The organism is Mesorhizobium sp. M0047, assembly GCF_040323315.1.
Classification (GTDB): Bacteria; Pseudomonadota; Alphaproteobacteria; order Rhizobiales; family Rhizobiaceae; genus Mesorhizobium.
Window position 1 is genome coordinate 204,456 of sequence record NZ_JAMYUW010000007.1, and the last position, 17,478, is coordinate 221,933.

The following is a 17,478-nucleotide window of genomic DNA, read 5'->3' on the forward strand; positions in this document are numbered from 1 at the left end:
CGCCATCATACACCCAGGACTTCGTGCAGCAGCGTCATGCGGTCCGGCAGTTCGCCGACCGGAAACCCTGCCACGACCTTGCCGTGCTCCATCAGATAGAATCGGTCGGCGACGCGGCTGGCGAAGCGGAAGTTCTGCTCGACCAGCAGGATCGTCATGCCGCGCTTTTTCAACGTCGCCAGCAACTCGCCGATGCGCTGCACGATGACGGGCGCGAGACCCTCCGTCGGCTCGTCGAGAAGCAGCATTTTCACGCCGGTTCTCAACATCCGCGCAATCGCCAGCATCTGCTGTTCGCCGCCCGACAGCCTGGTGCCGGGACTGTTGCGCCGCTCCTTCAGATTGGGGAAGAGTTCGAATATTTCCTCGACGCTCATGCCGCCCTCGGCGACGACCGGTGGCAGCACCAGGTTCTCGTCCACGGTCAGCGTCGCGAAGATGCCGCGTTCCTCCGGCACGAAGCCGATTCCTTGATGGGCGGTGCGGTGCAGCGGCACCCGCATCAGATCCTTGCCGTCGAAAGCGATCCGGCCGGTTCGCTTGCGGATCAGCCCCATGATGGAGCGAAGCGTCGTCGTCTTGCCTACGCCGTTGCGGCCAAGCAGCGTGACCGTCTCGCCGGCAAACACCTCCAGATCGACGCCGTGCAGCGCATGACCCTCACCATACCAGGCGTTGAGACCGCTGACCGCAAGCAGGGGCGCGGCGCTAGTCATCGGCGGTGCCCATATAAGCGACCCTCACGCGTTCGTCGCGGCTGACGGTGGCGTAGTCGCCGGCCGCCAGCACCTCGCCACGCTGCATGACCGTTATCCAGTCGCAAAGGTCGGCGACGACAGTCAGATTGTGCTCGACCATCAGCACGGCGCGATCCCGTGCCACCGAGCGGATGAGGTCGGAAACCGTGGCCACATCCTCATGTCCCATGCCGGCCATCGGCTCATCCAGCAGCAGTACTTTCGGATCGAGCGCCAGTGTCGTGGCGATCTCGAGCACGCGTTTCCTGCCATAGGAAAGATCGCCGGCAAGCCTGTTCCTGGCGTCGTCGAGACCGACCGACCGCAGCAGTTCCTCGGCGCGCGGCGTCAGCCGATCGAGCGCCGCGAGCGAGCGCCAGAACTGGACGCTGAGCCCGCCCGGCCGCTGCAGCGCGACGCGCACATTGTCGAGTACGCTGAGGTGCGGAAAAATCGCCGATATCTGGAACGAGCGCACCAGACCCATGCGCGCGACCCTGGCCGGCGAGGTTCGGGTGATGTCGTGGCCGAGCAGTTCGATCCTGCCGCTGGTCGGCGCCAGGAACTTGGTGAGCAGATTGAAGACGGTCGTCTTGCCGGCGCCGTTGGGTCCGATCAGCGCATGGATGTTGCCATGGCGGACATCGAGATCGACATTTTTGACGGCGACGAAGCCGGCAAAGTCGCGCCGCAACCCGCGGGCGGAAAGCACCACATGCGGCTCGTTCGCGTTCACCTCAGGCGGCGCCATGGCCGCGCCGATCACTGGCTGGCCGTCGAACAGCCACTTTCCTTCTCGCTGAGGAAGGCCTCGTTGCCGGGAATGGTGGCGAGGTATTTGTAGTAGTCCCACTCCTTGGTGCTCTCGGCTGGCGACTTGACCTGATAAAGATACATGTCGTGAATCATGTTGCCGTCCGCCTGCACCTTGCCGTTGGCCGTAAAGACGTCGTTCACCGGCATCGAATGCAGTTGCTTGGCGACGGCTTCGGTCTCGTCGGTGCCGGCCTTGTCGATCGCCTTGAGGTATTGCGTCACCGCCGAATATGTCGCTGCCTGGATCATGTTCGGCATGCGGTTCGTGCGCTTGGAAAAGCGCTGCGCGAATTCGCGGCTCTTGTCATCGCGATCCCAGTAAAAGCCCTCGGTCAGCACGACGCCTTGCGCCGCCTGAAGGCCCAGCCCATGCACCTCGGCCAGAGTGAAGAGAAGTGCGGCGAGACGCTGGCCGCCCTGGACGATGCCGAATTCGGCCGCCTGTTTGATGGAGTTGGAAGTGTCGAGGCCGGCATTGGCCAGCCCGATGACCTTGGCGCCCGACGATTGCGCCTGCAGCAGGAAGGACGAATAATCGGTCGCCCCCAGGGGATAACGCACTTCGCCCAGCACCTTGCCGCCGTGGCTTTCGACGAACTTCGCGGTCTGCTCCTTCAGCGAATAGCCGAATGCATAGTCGACGGTGACGAAGAACCAGCTGTCGCCGCCCTGCTGCACCAGTGAGCCGCCGGTTCCCACCGCCTGCGAGTGGGTGTCATAGGCCCAGTGGAAACCGTAGGGCGAGCACTGCTTACCGGTCAGCTCCGTGGTCGCCGCACCGGTAACGATGTCGATCTTCTTCTTCTCCTTGGAAATGCCCTGGACGGCGAGCGCGACCGAAGAGGTGGTCAGTTCCATGATGGCATCGACCTGTTCGGTGTCATACCACTGCCGCGCAATGTTGGAGGCTATGTCAGGCTTGTTCTGGTGGTCGGCGCTGATGATTTCGACCGGCGCTCCCTGCACCTTGCCGCCGAAATCCTCGACCGCCATCTTGGCGGCCTCGACCGACCATTTGCCGCCAAAATCGGCATAGACGCCCGACTGGTCGTTGAGGATACCGATCTTGACCTTGCCATCGGAAATCTCGGCACCCGAAGCGGAGCTTGCAATAGCGGCGAGAAGGGCGGCAGAAACGAAATAGCATGCCTTCATGGTCTACTTCCTCCCATCACGATGAAGCGGACCGGCCCTCCACGATCAATCATCGGCAAGACGAACATTAGGAAGATGAGCATGATCGGCAAGAGGCCACTGCGCATTTCATGGCCGAAGCGGCGCACTTTGGCGCCATTACGCGGACAATGCGGACACAGACCGAGATACAGGATGGCGACACCGGGCGCGCGCTGCAACTCCATCAACAGATCGAGCACCCCGGCCTGCCGTCGCGGTTTGGTTGCTGCCGGCTATCTGGCCGCCGGCCTTTGACTGTGTTGGCGGGCATAGGCAACACAGGCATCCACCGTGCTGACGCACAGCGCGTCGCGCCTGTTCGGCAGATTGTTGTCGCCGGCGTAGGCGACTTCGGCGACGCGGCCGTCGACCATGCGAATTTGCGTGTCGCAATAACCGCCGGGAGCGACATTGACGGAACCGCCGACCGCCGGGATCGCGCCGACCGCCAGGGTTGGAACGACAATGCTTAGATTGCCGCGCTGAACGATGCGCTTGTAGGTCCAAATCTGGCCCGAGCGGCCAGCGTCCGCGGTGGCGGTTGGAAACCCGGCGCACATTCGAACGTCGGCTTCGCTGAGACCGACCATCTCCTTGCGGGCCGCCGACGCTGTGGGGTCAGCCTTGGCCATGCGTGACGTATCGTCGGGAACGACGCAGGAAGACAGGATACCGGCGAAGAGAACAGGAATGGCGAGCTTTCGAATCCAGGAAAATGTCATACCGACTGTCGGATTTGCATGGCCCCCGCCGCTTCTTTACCTAGGCAAACAGGCTATCGGATCAACCCGTGCAGCTTCACGAAAAAGTTGCCATGGCTGGATCATGGCCGGCCACTGGGACGTGCGCCGGGGTGGTGGTCGGAAACCGGACGTGAGCCGCAAGGGTCGCATCCATGATCATCCGGTCACCGCCCCCGCAACTGCTTCCGCCACCAGCGGCCGGGCGTCTCCCACTCGTGCGAAAGAATCGTAAAAGGCGGCGGGTCGTCGATGCTGTGTGCACCGCTGCGGTCGGCCGAAGCCGTCCTGTTCTCTCTTCGTTGAAATTTTTGAGAGAATATTCCTGGCTGTGGTGGGAACGGCGAAATGCGTTCTTTGATATAATCGATAGAATTTATGACGATGCGACCAAGGCTTAGGCAGTCCGCCTGGCCGCGATGACTTCACAACCGCAGAGATCAATCATGACCGACTTCAAAAACACTTCGCCCTCTTCCCTCTGGTCACCCCTAAGCCGGCGCAGTGGCCTTGCTCTGCTGTTTGCCTCGGCCGTCGCGATTGGCAGCCTGTTGGCGCCCGGCGCGTCGTTCGCCGAAGACAAGAAGGCGATCAAGGTCGGCATCATCAGCGGCGAAGACGAGGATGTGTGGCGGGTCGTAGTCGCCCAGGCTGCCGAAAAGGGCCTCGCCATCGAGACCGTGGTGTTCAACGACTACACCCAACCCAACGAGGCGCTGGAGCGTGGCGAGATCGACGCCAACGCCTTCCAGCACCAGCCCTATCTCGACAACCAGATCAAGACTCAAGGGTATCACATCGTCCGCGTCGGCTACACCGGCGTATGGCCGATCGGTCTCTACTCGAAGAAGTACACCAAGGTCGCCGAGCTGCCCGAGGGCGCGGTCATCGGCGTTCCGAACGACCCCTCCAATGAAGGCCGGGCGCTGCGCGTCTTGCAGAATGAAGGCGTGGTCAAGCTGAAAGACGCCACCGGCATCTTGGCCACCACTGCCGACATCGCGGAAAATCCCAAGAAGGTCCAAATCAAGGAGTTGGACGCAGGCATCGTTGGACGCTCGGTTGAGGATCTCGACGCTGCCGTGGTCAACACCGATTGGGCGCTAAAAAGCGGCCTGACGCCGGAAAACCGCATCGCGCAGGAGCCCATTGCCGACAATCCGTACCGCAACTTCATCGCGGTGAAGTCCGGCAACGAGAATGAGGCCTGGGTGAAAACGCTGGTGGCTTCGTACCAGAACGAGGCGGTGAAAGCCGAGTTCGACAAGGTCTACAAGGGCACCGGCCTCAGCGCCTATTGAGGACATACAGGCGCTCAAGCGTCTGCTTTGACAGCAAGGCGGTCCGCGCCACGCGCGGGCCGCACTCGTATTTTCAGGATCCGCCCATGAACCAGCACTTTACCTCGACCGTCGAGACCGCGGAGCAGGCCGGCGCAACACAGCAAGATGTCGTGCGCCTTGTCGAGCTTAAACGCCGCTTCGGTGTCACGGCAGCGCTCGACGGTATCTCGCTGACGGTGCGCAAGGGCGAGATCCTCGGCATTATCGGTCGCAGCGGCGCCGGCAAGTCGACGCTGATCCGCTGCCTGAACGGCCTGGAGCGGCCCGATTCGGGCGGCGTGTTCATCGAGGGCCGCGAGATCAGCCGGCTCGGCGAGCGCGACCTGCAGCCGCTGCGCCGGCGCATCGGCATGATCTTCCAGCATTTCAACCTGCTGTCGGCCAAGACCGTCGAGGACAATGTAGCGCTGCCGCTCAAGATCGAAGGCCGCCCGAAGGCCGAGCGGCTGGCGCGCGCGGCCGAGCTGCTCGATCTCGTCGGCCTGTCGGAGAAAGCCAAAGCCTATCCGGCCTTGCTGTCGGGTGGCCAGAAGCAGCGCGTCGGCATCGCCAGGGCGCTTGCGGCGCGCCCGGCGCTGTTGCTATCGGACGAGGCCACATCGGCGCTCGATCCGGAGACGACGCGGTCGATCCTTGCCCTGCTGAAAGACATCAACCGGCGGCTTGGCCTGACCATCCTTTTGATCACCCACGAAATGGAGGTGATCCGCTCGATCGCCGACCGGGTGGCGGTGATCGACGCCGGGCGCATCGTCGAGGAAGGGCCGGTCTGGTCGGTGTTTGCCGATCCGCGCTCCGAGATTACGCGGAGCCTGCTCGGCGCCATCCGGCCGCAGCTTCCGGCCGAACTGGCGGCCCGGCTGCTGCCGGCGGCCGGCGCGGAGACGATCCTGCGCGTCGATGTAGCCGGCGAAGCGGCAAGCGGCCCGCTGCTGTCAGACCTTGCCATCGCCGTTCCAGGTGCCTTCCGCCTCGTCCATGGCGGCATCGACCACATCCAGCAGCAGCCGGTCGGGACGCTGTTCCTTTCGGTTCCCGGCAGCGATGCAAGCCATCTCGCCGACATCATCACATTCCTGAAGGCCCGCCAGGCGCGGGTGGAGGTGCTTGGCCATGTCGCCAATCCTGTTTGAGCTTCTGCTGCGTTCGATCTGGGAGACGGTGCTGATGACGGCCGCCTCCGGCCTCATCTCGCTGGTCTTCGGCCTGCCGCTCGGCCTGGCCTTGATTGCCACCGAACGCGGCGGCATTGCCGAAAGCCTGTGGGTGAATCGCGCGCTGGGTGCCGTCCTCAACGGCTTCCGCTCGGTGCCCTTCATCATCCTTCTGGTGGCGCTGATCCCGGTGACACGACTGATCGTGGGCACCTCGATCGGCACGTGGGCGGCGATCGTGCCGCTGTCGATCGCCGCCACGCCCTATTACGCGCGCATCGCAGAAGTGTCGCTGCGCGAGGTCGATCATGGTTTGATCGAAGCGGCCCGCGCCATGGGCGGCAATCGCTGGACGATCATCCGCGAGGTGCTAGTGCCCGAAGTCCTGCCCGGCATCGTCGCCGGCTTCACCGTGACGCTGGTGACCCTGATCGGCGCCTCGGCCATGGCCGGCGCCATCGGCGCCGGCGGCCTCGGCGACCTCGCCATCCGCTACGGCTACCAACGTTTTGAGACGTCAGTCATGATCGCCGTGGTCATCGTACTGATCATCCTGGTCTGCGGCATCCAGTGGGTGGGGGACAGGCTTGTGGCGCGGCTGGATCGGCGGGGGTAAGCGGAGCCGGTAGTTGGGATTGGCCGAGGCTTCCCCAACTTCGTCGTCCACGGGCGGAGCAGCCGCGAAGCGGCGTCGCGGCATCCGGCCCTTTGATGTCCATCTCGTTTCCGTCTCCGCCGCGCGCCTTAAGCCCGCAGACTTCTTGCGCTCAACGGCGATCTCGAACATCCGTCTTTTCGGTCGTTTCGCTGTTAGCGGGCGCGCTGCTTGTCCGTCGCCTTCCGGTCGACCGCGAGCTCGCCCACCGACAGGACGACGCCGAATTTTTCGCTGGCTTCCGCAGGCGTATAATATCCCAGCGCCACATCGCGCAGCACCAGATCGGCATCCCGCTCGCGCGGATCGCCATAGCCGCCACCACCCGGCGTGCCGACCCTGACCCGATCTCCCGCTTTCAGCGCGATGTCCTGCTCCTTGGACAGATGCAGTGGTACATGTTCCTCGCCATTGCGGAAAACGGTAACGGTGTTGACCGCGCCGTCCTCACCGCCGAGTGCGCCTTGCGGGCCGAAACGGCCGTGATCCATGACGAAGGAGGCGCGCGCGTCGCCGCGCAGGATCTCAACCTCATAAGCTAGGCCAAAGCCGCCGCGATGCTTGCCGGCGCCGCCCGAGCCTTCGCGCAAGGCATAGTGGCGGTAGAGCACCGGGAATGCCTGTTCCATGATCTCGACCGGCGGCGACTTGGAGATGCCGATGGTCGAGCAGCCATTGGTCAAGCCGTCATGACTTGAATTGCCGCCATAGCCGCCGCCGGAGATCTGGTACATGACGTAGTCGCGGCCGCGCGCCGGGTCGTTGCCGCCGAGCGCGAAATTGCCGCTGGAGCCGGCCGGGGCCGCCGTCACCTTGTCCGGCACTGCCTGCACCATGGCCGCGAACACCGCCTCGGCGATGCGCTGCGACACTTCGGCGGCGCAACCCGATACGGGTCGCGGGTATTTCGCGTCGAGGAAAGTGCCTTCCGGGCGCTTGACGATCAGCGGTTCAAACGCGCCGGCGCTGATCGGCACATCGGAGAAAATGTGGCGCATGGCGAGATAGACCGACGACAGGGTCGTCGCCAGCACGCTGTTCATCGGCCCGGCGCACGGTTTCGACGAGCCGGAGAAATCGAAGGTCAGCGTATCGCCCTGCTTCTCGATGGCGAGCGCGATGGTCAGCGGCTCGTTGACCACCCCGTCGGAGTCGACGAACGCCTCGGAACTGTAGGTGCCGTCGGGGATGGCCACTATGTTGGCACGCATCTGCTCGGCGGCGCGGCGACGCAATTCGGCGATCGCCTCGACAACAGTTTCGTCGCCGTAACGATCCAGGATTCCGTTGAGCCGGTCCTGGCCGATCAGCAGCGCTGCGGCCTGGGCCCTGATGTCGCCGATGCGCTGGTCGGCGACGCGGATGTTGTTGCAGATAATGGCGTAGATCTCCGCGTCGAGCACGCCCTTCTTGAACAGCTTGACCGGCGGCAGCCGCAGCCCTTCCTGCTCGACTGCCGTTGCCGATGCGGAAAACCCGCCCGGCACGGAGCCGCCAATGTCGGGCCAGTGGCCGGTGTTGGACAGCCAGCAGAATATCTTGCCATTGCGATAGACCGGCATGGCAAAGCGCACATCCATCAGATGGGTGCCGCCGAGATACGGATCGTTGACGATGTAGATGTCGCCTGGGTCCGGGGCCAAGCAGCGGCCATCGGCGATCATCTCGATCACCGTCCTGGTCGAATACTGCATGACACCCACGAACACCGGCAGGCCCTGGCTGCCTTGCGCGATCAGCGAACCGTCGACGGCCGAATAGATGCCGTCGGAGCGGTCGTTGGCCTCGGCGATCACAGGCGAGAACGCAGCGCGCGAAAAGGTCAGGTCCATCTCGTCGCAGACCTGCTGCAGCGCCGCCTGAAGGACCGAAAGCGTGATGGCGTCGAGTTTTTCCATCTCAGGCCTCGCCAATATCGATGATGATGTTGCCGTCGGCGTCGCAGCGTGCGCAGTCGCCGGGTTCGAGCACAGTGGTGGCATCCATCTGTTCGAGGATTGCCGGTCCTTCGATGATCGCATCTAACGGCAGTTTTTCGCGTGCGTATACCGGCGTGTCGTGCCAGCGGCCGGCATACCAGACCGGCCGGATTTCGCGTCGCGCCTCGTCGAGTGTCTTGGTGCGCCCCGCCGGATCGATCAACCGCGACAGATCGATCGCCGGCCTGACGCCGGTCACCGAGGTGTTGAGATTGACGAGGTTGGCGCGGATTTCCGGCAATTCGACCTTGAAGCGGGCGAAATAGGCCTTTTCGAAAAGCTGCTGCAGCGTCGCCCGCGTCACCGATGACGACGGCAGCGCCACGTTGATGATGTGGGTCTGGCCGACGAACTGCATGTCGGCGGAGTGGGTGACGCGGATCGTCTCCGGCTTCACCGCTTCCTTGCCGATCAGCTCCTCGCCTTCGTTTCGGTGCCGTTCCAATACGGCGTGAAGCTGGGCTTCGTCGAGCACCGACACTGGCTGGTTGATCGTGTTGACGAAGTCGTGCCGCAGATCGGCAACGACGCAGCCGAGCGCGTTGGTGATGCCTGGCCGCGCCGGCACCAACACCTTGGGCAGGCCGAGTTCACGCGCCAGGGCGGTGGCATGCAGCGGGCCGGCGCCGCCAAAGGCGAACAGCGCGAAATCGCGTGGATCATGGCCGCGCGAGACCGAGACCATGCGGATGGCGCCGGCCATCTTCATGTTGCCCAGCCGCAGCACCGCACCCGCTGCCTCGACGCCGGACAGGCCGGTCGCCTTGCCGATCTTGTCCTCGAAGATGCCGGTGACGTACTCGACGGTGACCGGATTTTCGACCGCGAGCAGCTTCTTCGGCGCCAGCCGGCCGAGCACCAGATTGGCGTCGGTGATGGTCGGTTCCAGGCCGCCGCGCCCGTAGCAGATCGGGCCGGGATTGGCGCCGGCACTTTCCGGACCGATCTGGATCAGGCCGGCCGCATCGACGCGGGCGATCGAGCCGCCGCCGGCGCCGACCGTGTGCACCGCCACCATCGGCACATGGATCGGCATCGCGTATTCGATCTCGATCTCGTTCGAAACAGCCGGCTCGGCGTTGCGGATCAGCGCCACGTCGGTCGAGGTGCCGCCCATGTCGTAGGTGACGAGGTTTTCGAAGCCGGCGCGCTTGCCCGTATAGGCGGCGGCGATGACACCTGAGGCCGGGCCGGACATGACAGTCTTGGCCGATTCACGTGTGACGAAGCGGGCCGAGATCATGCCGCCATTGCCGTTCATGATCAGGAAATCGCGGGCATAGCCCTTTGCACCCAGCTCCGTGCGCAGCCGTTCGACATAGCGCTCGAGGATCGGCTGCACCGAGGCATTGACCGAAGCGGTGACGCCGCGCTCGAATTCGCGCGCTTCCGACAGCAGCGCATGGCCCGCCGTGATGTAGCCGTTCGGCCAGAATTCGGCGGCGATTTCGGCGGCGCGGCGCTCATGCGTCGGGTTGGCGTAGGAATGCAGAAAATGGATGACGAGGGATTCGCAGCCGGCCGCGATCAGCGTCTGCACGGCGTCGCGCATTTCCGCCTCGTCGAGCGGCGTGCGGATCGCGCCCGACGCTTCGACGCGCTCCGAGACTTCGAGCCTGAGATTGCGCGGGATGATCGGCACGAAGCTGCCGGTCATGCCATAGGCCTGCGGCCGCGTGCGCCGGCCAAGCTCGATCACATCGCGAAAACCGCGCGTGGTGATCATGCCGGTTTTCGCCAGCCGGCGCTCGAGCACCGCATTGGTGGTGGTGGTCGTGCCATGCACGATGAGGTCGATGCTGTCGATGGCAAATCCGGTGGCGCCGAGTGCCGAAACGACGCCGAAGGCCTGGTTGTTGACCGTGGTCGGAGTCTTGGCGATATGCACCCGGCCGCCGTCGCGCCCGTCGATCAAGAGCAGGTCGGTGAAGGTCCCGCCGACATCTATGCCGGCAACGACATTTCCAAGGGAATCGCGCGCTTGCGCTGAAAAATTCTCTTCCATCGTCGAAACCCGAAATGCGCGGACTACGGATATGCGTCAGTTTGGAAAGCTGTTTTAAGGGAGCATCTTGACGCAAATATCGTTTGTATACTAATAAATTCGGGACACAAGAGCTTGCCGCTTTGGAGTGTGCGAACAGCACGCCGGAACCTGAATGGTTCGGGCGCGCAGGTGAAGGTTTGGCGCCCGCATCCACAGTTGGGCCAGAAGGTTGGATTTGATGAACACCACATCCGCTCTCAACATCGTCGGCGCCCGCCCGCTGCAGTTTCCGATTCCGGCCAACGTCTATGCCGAAACCGTCGTCTCGGTGAAGCACTACACCGACCGGCTGTTCTCGTTCCGCATCACCCGTCCGCAGTCGCTGCGCTTCCGCTCCGGCGAGTTCGTCATGATCGGCCTGCCCAATGCTGAGAAACCGGTATACCGCGCCTATTCGGTGGCAAGCCCGGCCTGGGACGAAGAGCTGGAATTCTTCTCGATCAAGGTGCCGGACGGCCCGCTGACCTCGGAATTGCAGAAGATCCAGGTCGGCGACACGGTCATCATGCGCCCGAAGTCGACCGGCACGCTGGTGATCGACGCGCTGACGCCCGCCAAGCGGCTGTTCATGATCTCGACCGGCACTGGCATCGCGCCCTTCGCCAGCCTGCTGCGCGATCCCGATACCTACGAGAAGTTCGATCAGCTGATCCTGACCCACACTTGCCGCGACAATGCCGAACTGACTTATGGGCAGGAGCTGGTGGCTGCACTGGAGAGCGACCCGTTGATCGGCGAGCTGACCGCCGGCCGCGTCACGCTCTACAATTCCACGACCCGCGAAGAATCGCCGTGTATGGGCCGCATCACCGCGCTGATCGGCTCCGGCAAGTTCTACAGCGATCTCGGCATCGACAAGCTCAATCCGGAAACCGACCGCATCATGATCTGCGGCTCGATGCACATGCTGAAGGATGTCAAGGAACTGGCCGAAAGCCTCGGCTTCGTCGAAGGCTCGCTGAGCCATCCGGCGACCTTCGTCGTCGAGCGCGCCTTCGTCGGCTAGGCCTGGGCCGGCGACATCTTAATTTTACATTTTGACCATGCGGTCAAAAATCAGCTGCTCCGGTAGCCTTTTTCAGCTATGACGGCCCAAAGGACTCGTGAAGTATAACTTCGCGAGCTATCTTCGTGCGTATCGTCCAAAAGAGTCGAGCGGTCTTGGGAAAGCGATACGCGCCAAGGCATAAGCGCACGCCGCTGAATGAAAGGGCAGGAGATGAGCAGCACAATCCGCGAAGCCGATCTCGGCACCAAGGTGACACCGTTGCCCGCGCGTGCCGCCGCCAACACAGCCGTTCCGCCGGACCATCGCATCGCGCGCAATCCCGGCATGAAGCTCGACCTCGGCTTCATGGAATCGGTGCGCAGCGTCAACCGTTCGGCGCTGGAACGGCGCGTCGCCAGCCTGACCAAGCGGCGCTCGATCAAGGCCGACAACCAGGCGGCCTGGCTGCTGCGCGCGGTTGCCTGCATGGATCTGACGACGCTGAATTCCAACGACACCGAGGAGCGCGTGCGCCGGCTCTGCGCCAAGGCGATCAATCCGTTCCGCCGCGACATCGTCGAAGGCCTCGGCATAGCCGATGAAAAGATCCACCCGGCCGCCGTCTGCGTCTACCATCCCTTCGTCGCCACCGCCGTCGAGGCCGTGCGCGGCACCGGCATCCATGTCGCCGCCGTTTCCACTGCCTTTCCGCATGGCCTTGCACCGCTCACCACCCGTCTGCAGGAGATCGAGGCTTCGGTGCGCGACGGCGCCGACGAGATCGATGTCGTCATTCCGCGCGGCCTGGTGTTCGGTGCCAAGTGGCGGGAGCTCTACAATGAGATCGTCTCGATGCGCGCCGCCTGCGGCGATGCGCATCTGAAGGTCATCCTCGGCACGGGCGACCTCGCGACGCTGCGCAATGTCATGCTGGCCTCGATGGTGGCGATGATGGCCGGCGCCGATTTCATCAAGACCTCGACCGGCAAGGAAAGCGTCAACGCGACGCTGCCCGTCGGCCTCGCCATGGTGCGCGCCATCAGGGCCTATTTCGAGGAAACCGGCTACCTCATAGGCTTTAAGCCGGCCGGCGGCATTTCCACCGCCAAGGCTTCGCTCGACTGGCTGGTGCTGATGAAGGAAGAACTCGGCCGGCCGTGGCTGGAACCGGACCTGTTCCGCTTCGGTGCGTCCAGCCTCTTGACCGACATCGAGCGTCAGCTCGAACATCACTTGACCGGTCACTATTCGGCCAATCATCGCCACGCAATGGCTTGAGCACCCCACCCCGATCGGCCTTGCCGATCGACCCCTCCCTGCAGGGAGGGTGAAGGAGGCACCTGATGAACATTCTCGACCGCTATCACGCCATGGATTACGGCCCGGCGCCGGAAGCCCGCAACGAGGCTGATGCCTGGCTTGCCGCCCGCGACTTTTCCAAGGCGCTGTTCATCGATGGTACCTGGAAGGCCGCATCCGGCGGCAAGAGCTTCGAGACCAGCGAGCCATCCTCCGGCAAGCTGCTGGCCAAGATCTCCGATGCCAGGGCCGCCGATATCGACGCGGCGGTTGCGGCGGCCGCCAAGGCGTTGCCCAAGTGGAGCGCCAGTTCAGGCTATGTCAGGGCGAAAGTGCTTTATGCCATCGGCCGTGCCATGCAGCGCCATCAGCGCCTGTTCGCGGTGCTTGAGACAATCGACAATGGCAAGCCGATCCGCGAAAGCCGCGATATCGACGTGCCGCTGGCGATCCGTCATTTCATCCACCATGCCGGCTGGGCACAGGCGCTGGACAGGGATTTCCCCGGCCACAAGGGTGTCGGCGTCGTCGGCCAGATCATCCCGTGGAACTTTCCGCTGCTGATGCTGGCCTGGAAGATCGCGCCGGCGCTCGCCGCGGGTTGTACGGTGGTGCTGAAGCCGGCCGAGTTCACGCCGCTGACATCAATCCTGTTCGCCGAGATCTGCGAGCGCGCCGGCGTGCCGAAAGGCCTCGTCAACATCGTTCAGGGCGGCCCGGAAGCGGGCGCCGCCATCGTCAACCACCCCGGCGTCCAGAAGATCGCCTTCACCGGCTCATCCGAAGTCGGCAAGATCATCCGCAAGGCAACCGCCGGCTCGGGCAAGAAACTGTCGCTGGAACTCGGCGGCAAGTCGGCCTTCATCGTCTTCGAGGACGCCGATCTCGACAGCGCCGTCGAAGGCCTGGTCGACGGCATCTGGTTCAACCAGGGCCAGGTCTGCTGCGCCGGCTCGCGCCTGCTGGTCCAGGAAGGCATCGCCGACGCCCTGATCGCCAAGGTCAAGACGCGAATGAGCCGCCTACGCGTCGGCAGCCCGCTCGACAAGAACACCGATATCGGCCCGCTGGTTGATTTGACCCAGCTCGACCGGGTCAAGGGTCTGGTCGCCGAAGGCGCCAGACAAGGCGCCGTCTGCTGGCAGCCGGATGCGGCGCTGCCGTCCTCCGGCCATTATCATCTGCCGACGCTCGCCACCGGTGTTTCACCGGCTAATATTCTTGCTCAAGAGGAAGTGTTCGGCCCGGTGCTGGCGACCATGACCTTCCGCAACACTGAGGAAGCAATCGAGCTCGCCAACAACACGCGCTACGGGCTCGCCGCCTCGGTATGGAGCGAGAACGTCAACCTCGCTTTGCATGTCGCGCCGCAACTGAAGGCCGGCGTCGTCTGGGTCAACGGCACCAACATGTTCGATGCCGCCTGTGGTTTTGGCGGCTACCGCGAGAGCGGTTTCGGCCGCGAGGGCGGACGGGAAGGCATGTTCGAATATATCACGGCGAAACTGCCGCTTGGCCCGGTGATCAAGCCGGCGGCGATCTCGGCGCAGCCTGTCGAGCAGGCGGACGGTTCGACCATCGACCGCACGGCGAAGCTGTTCATCGGCGGCAAGCAAATTCGGCCGGATGGCAATTACTCGCTTGCCATCGCCACCGCCAAGGGCAAGCTTGCCGGCGAGGTCGGCCTCGGCAGCCGCAAGGACATCCGCGATGCCGTTTCTGCGGCGCGGGCCTGCAAGGGCTGGCCGGATGCGACCGCCTATAACAGGTCCCAGGTGCTTTATTATCTGGCTGAAAATCTTTCCGGCCGTGCCGACGAGTTCTCGGCGCGCCTCGTGCAGCTCACGGGCGTCACCGCCAAGGCCGCGCGCGAGGAGGTCGACCAGTCGATCGAGCGGCTGTTCCTCTATGCCGGCCTTGCCGACAAGTTCGAGGGCCGCGTGCACCAGCCGCCGGCGCGTGCCGTGACACTGGCCCTGCACGAGCCGGTCGGCGTCGTCGGCATCGTCGCGCCTGACACCTCGCCGCTGCTCGGCCTGATCTCGCTGGTCGCACCGGCGCTGGCCATGGGCAACACCGTGGTCGCGGTGCCTTCGGAAAGATACCCGCTGCTGGCCACGGACCTCTATCAGGTCATCGAATATTCCGACGTTCCGGCCGGCGCCATCAACATCGTCACCGGCCGCACGGCGGAACTTGCCGGCGTGCTGGCCAAGCACGACGACGTCGACGGGCTCTGGGTGTTCGCCGATGCCGAGACCTGCGCCAAGGCGGAGGCCGACTCCATCGGCAACCTCAAGCGGGTCTGGAGCGGCAATGGCCGCGGCCTCGACTGGGCGTCCGACGAGGCCGCCGGCGATGCTTTCCTGCGCCGCGCCGTCGAGGTCAAGAATGTCTGGGTGCCTTACGGGGATTGAGCCACGTGGCTATCCGCGATGGTGATCGTATTCGGACTTGACGCCCGGATGCATGTTCTTTAACGAGAAAAAACATCTTTATCTGTGAGTTGATGACGCGCAGGCCGCATGATGATGGCTGACTGGCACATGACGCCCCGGCCGGCTGCCGATAGACCCTAACGATGCCAAGCGGACGAGGAGAACAGCATGGCGGATCTGGCAGGCAAGGTCGTTGTCATCACGGCAGCGGCGCAAGGCATCGGCAAGGCGAGCGCGCTGGCGTTCGCCAAGGCAGGCGCCGTGGTCCACGCCACAGACATCAACGAAGCGCTGCTGGCTGAGCTCGCCAAGACCACCGGCATCAAGACCCGCAAGCTGGACGTGCTCAATGACGAGGCCGTCAACGCGGCCTTTGCCGAGATCGGCATCGTCGACGTCCTCTTCAATTGCGCCGGCTTCGTCCATTCCGGCTCGATCCTGGAGATGAAGGATGCCGATCTCGATTTCGCCTTCAACCTCAATGTCCGCGCCATGATCCGCACCGTGCGGGCCGTGCTGCCCGGCATGCTGGAGCGCGGCGACGGATCGATCATCAACATGTCCTCGGTCGCCGGCGCCGGCAAAGGCGTGCCCAACCGCTTCGCCTATGGTGTCACCAAGGCCGCCGTCATCGGCCTGACCAAGGCGATCGCCGCTGACTATGTCGGCAAGGGCATACGCTGCAACGCCATTTGCCCCGGCACGGTCGAGAGCCCCTCGCTGCAGGACCGCATGCACGCGCAAGGCGATTACGATGCCGCCCGCGCCGCCTTCATCGCCCGCCAGCCGATGGGCCGGCTCGGCACGCCGGAGGAAATCGCCGATCTCGCCGTTTATCTGGCGGGCGCCACCTATACGTCCGGACAGGCCTACAATATCGACGGCGGCTGGTCGATCTAGGGTGCTCTCCTAGCGGAAAAGCAGGTTGCTTCCGCACTTGCCCGGCCACTATCCACTGGCAAGGTTCCGCCGGCCCTGGAACCACGTCGTCGCGGCGACGGAGCGAATTGTAATCGGCCGATGGCCGCAATCAGGAGAAGTATCTAGATGAAACTGCTGCGCTATGGCGAGGTGGGAAGCGAGCGCCCAGGTCTGCTCGATACGGATGGCACCATCCGCGATCTCTCCGCTCATGTCGCCGACATCGGTGGCAAGGCGCTGGACCCGGCCTTGCTGGCTGATCTGGCCAAGCTCGATCCGAAGTCGCTGCCGGCGGTTTCCGGCAGCCCGCGCCTCGGCGCTTGCGTCGCCGGCACCGGCAAATTCATTTGCATCGGTCTCAACTATTCCGACCATGCCGCCGAAACCGGCGCCACCGTGCCGCCGGAACCGATCATCTTCATGAAGGCAAGCTCGGCCATTGTCGGGCCGGATGACGACGTGCTGATCCCGCGCGGCTCAGACAAGACCGATTGGGAAGTCGAACTGGCCGTGGTCATCGGCAGAAAAGCCAAATATGTCAGCGAAGCTGACGCCCTGGACTATGTTGCCGGCTACAGCGTTGCTCACGATGTGTCGGAACGCGCCTTCCAGGCCGAGCGGCAGGGCCAGTGGACCAAGGGAAAGTCCTGCGACACCTTCGGCCCCACCGGCCCATGGCTGGTGACCAAGGACGAGATCGCCGACCCGCAGAACCTGAAGATGTGGCTGACGGTCAACGGCAAGACGATGCAGAACGGCTCGACCAGGACCATGGTCTACGGCGTCAAGTACCTGGTGTCCTATCTCAGCCAGTTCATGTCGCTGCACCCCGGCGACATCATCTCGACCGGCACGCCGCCCGGCGTTGGCCTCGGCATGAAGCCGCCGGTATTCCTCAAGGCTGGTGATGTGGTGGAGCTCGGCATCGAAGGGCTCGGCCAGCAGAAGCAGACGTTCAAGGCGGACGTGTAGGTTTCTCTGTTCCCTTCGGGAATGAGAACAGGAAGGGGCGAATTCGCGCCTTTCCTCTCCCCCGTCGATCGGGGGAGAGGTGTCGAGCGAAACACGCCCGAGTGGGGGTCGACCCCCCGGGGAGATTTAAGCTCTTGCTGTCGAAAGCCTCGACACAGCTACTCCGCCGCTTCCAGCTTCGCGATGCGACGGCTCTGCCTGGCTTGCTCGTCA

Annotated in this window: 15 protein-coding genes; 8 read left to right on the forward strand and 7 right to left on the reverse strand. The window is 63.9% G+C overall.

The annotated features are described in order from the left end of the window. Window positions 1-5 precede the first annotated feature (5 nt). The 5 genes from NKJ89_RS09445 to NKJ89_RS09465 are packed head-to-tail and all read right to left on the reverse strand — an operon-like array spanning window position 6 to window position 3,451. The gene (locus NKJ89_RS09445; protein ID WP_352601818.1) at window positions 6-716 is read right to left on the reverse strand and encodes an ABC transporter ATP-binding protein; all 711 of its coding nucleotides are present in this window, start codon (window positions 714-716) and stop codon (window positions 6-8) included. Beyond that, complete coding sequence (locus tag NKJ89_RS09450) at window positions 709-1,488, reverse strand: ABC transporter ATP-binding protein (RefSeq protein WP_352601819.1); 780 nt, start codon at window positions 1,486-1,488, stop codon at window positions 709-711. The genes NKJ89_RS09445 and NKJ89_RS09450 overlap by 8 nt, the downstream gene beginning before the upstream one ends. 11 nt (window positions 1,489-1,499) lie before the next feature. Beyond that, entirely contained in the window at window positions 1,500-2,708 is a 1,209-nt protein-coding gene (locus NKJ89_RS09455) for an ABC transporter substrate-binding protein (RefSeq protein WP_352601820.1), read from the reverse strand. Continuing rightward, window positions 2,705-2,929 carry a hypothetical protein gene (locus NKJ89_RS09460; protein ID WP_352601822.1) on the reverse strand — a complete coding sequence of 75 codons (225 nt, stop codon included), beginning with the start codon at window positions 2,927-2,929 and terminating at the stop codon, window positions 2,705-2,707. The genes NKJ89_RS09455 and NKJ89_RS09460 overlap by 4 nt, the downstream gene beginning before the upstream one ends. Before the next feature lie 33 nt (window positions 2,930-2,962). After that, complete coding sequence (locus NKJ89_RS09465) at window positions 2,963-3,451, reverse strand: hypothetical protein (RefSeq protein WP_352601824.1); 489 nt, start codon at window positions 3,449-3,451, stop codon at window positions 2,963-2,965. Window positions 3,452-3,915: 464 nt separating this feature from the next. Here NKJ89_RS09465 and NKJ89_RS09470 point away from each other — a divergent pair, with 464 nt between their 5' ends. The 3 genes from NKJ89_RS09470 (at window position 3,916) to NKJ89_RS09480 (ending at window position 6,582) form a co-directional block, all read left to right on the forward strand. Continuing rightward, on the forward strand, window positions 3,916-4,770 hold the full coding sequence (locus tag NKJ89_RS09470) for a MetQ/NlpA family lipoprotein (protein WP_023761331.1): 855 nt from the start codon (window positions 3,916-3,918) through the stop codon (window positions 4,768-4,770). Between the two features lie 86 nt (window positions 4,771-4,856). Beyond that, complete coding sequence (locus tag NKJ89_RS09475; protein WP_352601826.1) at window positions 4,857-5,945, forward strand: methionine ABC transporter ATP-binding protein; 1,089 nt, start codon at window positions 4,857-4,859, stop codon at window positions 5,943-5,945. After that, window positions 5,926-6,582: a methionine ABC transporter permease gene (locus tag NKJ89_RS09480; RefSeq protein ID WP_352601827.1), complete on the forward strand. Its 657-nt coding sequence runs from the start codon at window positions 5,926-5,928 to the stop codon at window positions 6,580-6,582. Before NKJ89_RS09475 ends, NKJ89_RS09480 begins: the two co-directional genes overlap by 20 nt. Before the next feature lie 194 nt (window positions 6,583-6,776). Here the strand turns inward: NKJ89_RS09480 and NKJ89_RS09485 are convergent, their stop codons facing one another. Continuing rightward, the gene (locus NKJ89_RS09485) at window positions 6,777-8,519 is read right to left on the reverse strand and encodes a hydantoinase B/oxoprolinase family protein (RefSeq protein ID WP_352601829.1); all 1,743 of its coding nucleotides are present in this window, start codon (window positions 8,517-8,519) and stop codon (window positions 6,777-6,779) included. Window position 8,520: 1 nt separating this feature from the next. Further along, complete coding sequence (locus NKJ89_RS09490) at window positions 8,521-10,605, reverse strand: hydantoinase/oxoprolinase family protein (RefSeq protein WP_352601830.1); 2,085 nt, start codon at window positions 10,603-10,605, stop codon at window positions 8,521-8,523. 220 nt (window positions 10,606-10,825) lie between these two features. Here NKJ89_RS09490 and NKJ89_RS09495 point away from each other — a divergent pair, with 220 nt between their 5' ends. The 5 genes from NKJ89_RS09495 (at window position 10,826) to NKJ89_RS09515 (ending at window position 17,265) form a co-directional block, all read left to right on the forward strand. Beyond that, a complete protein-coding gene (locus NKJ89_RS09495; RefSeq protein WP_352601832.1) occupies window positions 10,826-11,653 on the forward strand; it encodes a ferredoxin--NADP reductase in 828 nt (275 codons plus the stop codon). A gap of 213 nt (window positions 11,654-11,866) precedes the next feature. Beyond that, window positions 11,867-12,913: a deoxyribose-phosphate aldolase gene (gene deoC, locus NKJ89_RS09500; protein WP_352601834.1), complete on the forward strand. Its 1,047-nt coding sequence runs from the start codon at window positions 11,867-11,869 to the stop codon at window positions 12,911-12,913. Between the two features lie 65 nt (window positions 12,914-12,978). Next, on the forward strand, window positions 12,979-15,351 hold the full coding sequence (locus tag NKJ89_RS09505) for an aldehyde dehydrogenase family protein (RefSeq protein WP_352601836.1): 2,373 nt from the start codon (window positions 12,979-12,981) through the stop codon (window positions 15,349-15,351). A 189-nt stretch (window positions 15,352-15,540) separates the two neighbouring features. After that, window positions 15,541-16,272: an SDR family oxidoreductase gene (locus tag NKJ89_RS09510; protein ID WP_352601838.1), complete on the forward strand. Its 732-nt coding sequence runs from the start codon at window positions 15,541-15,543 to the stop codon at window positions 16,270-16,272. A gap of 147 nt (window positions 16,273-16,419) precedes the next feature. Then, window positions 16,420-17,265: a fumarylacetoacetate hydrolase family protein gene (locus NKJ89_RS09515; protein ID WP_352601840.1), complete on the forward strand. Its 846-nt coding sequence runs from the start codon at window positions 16,420-16,422 to the stop codon at window positions 17,263-17,265. Window positions 17,266-17,478: the final 213 nt, after the last annotated feature.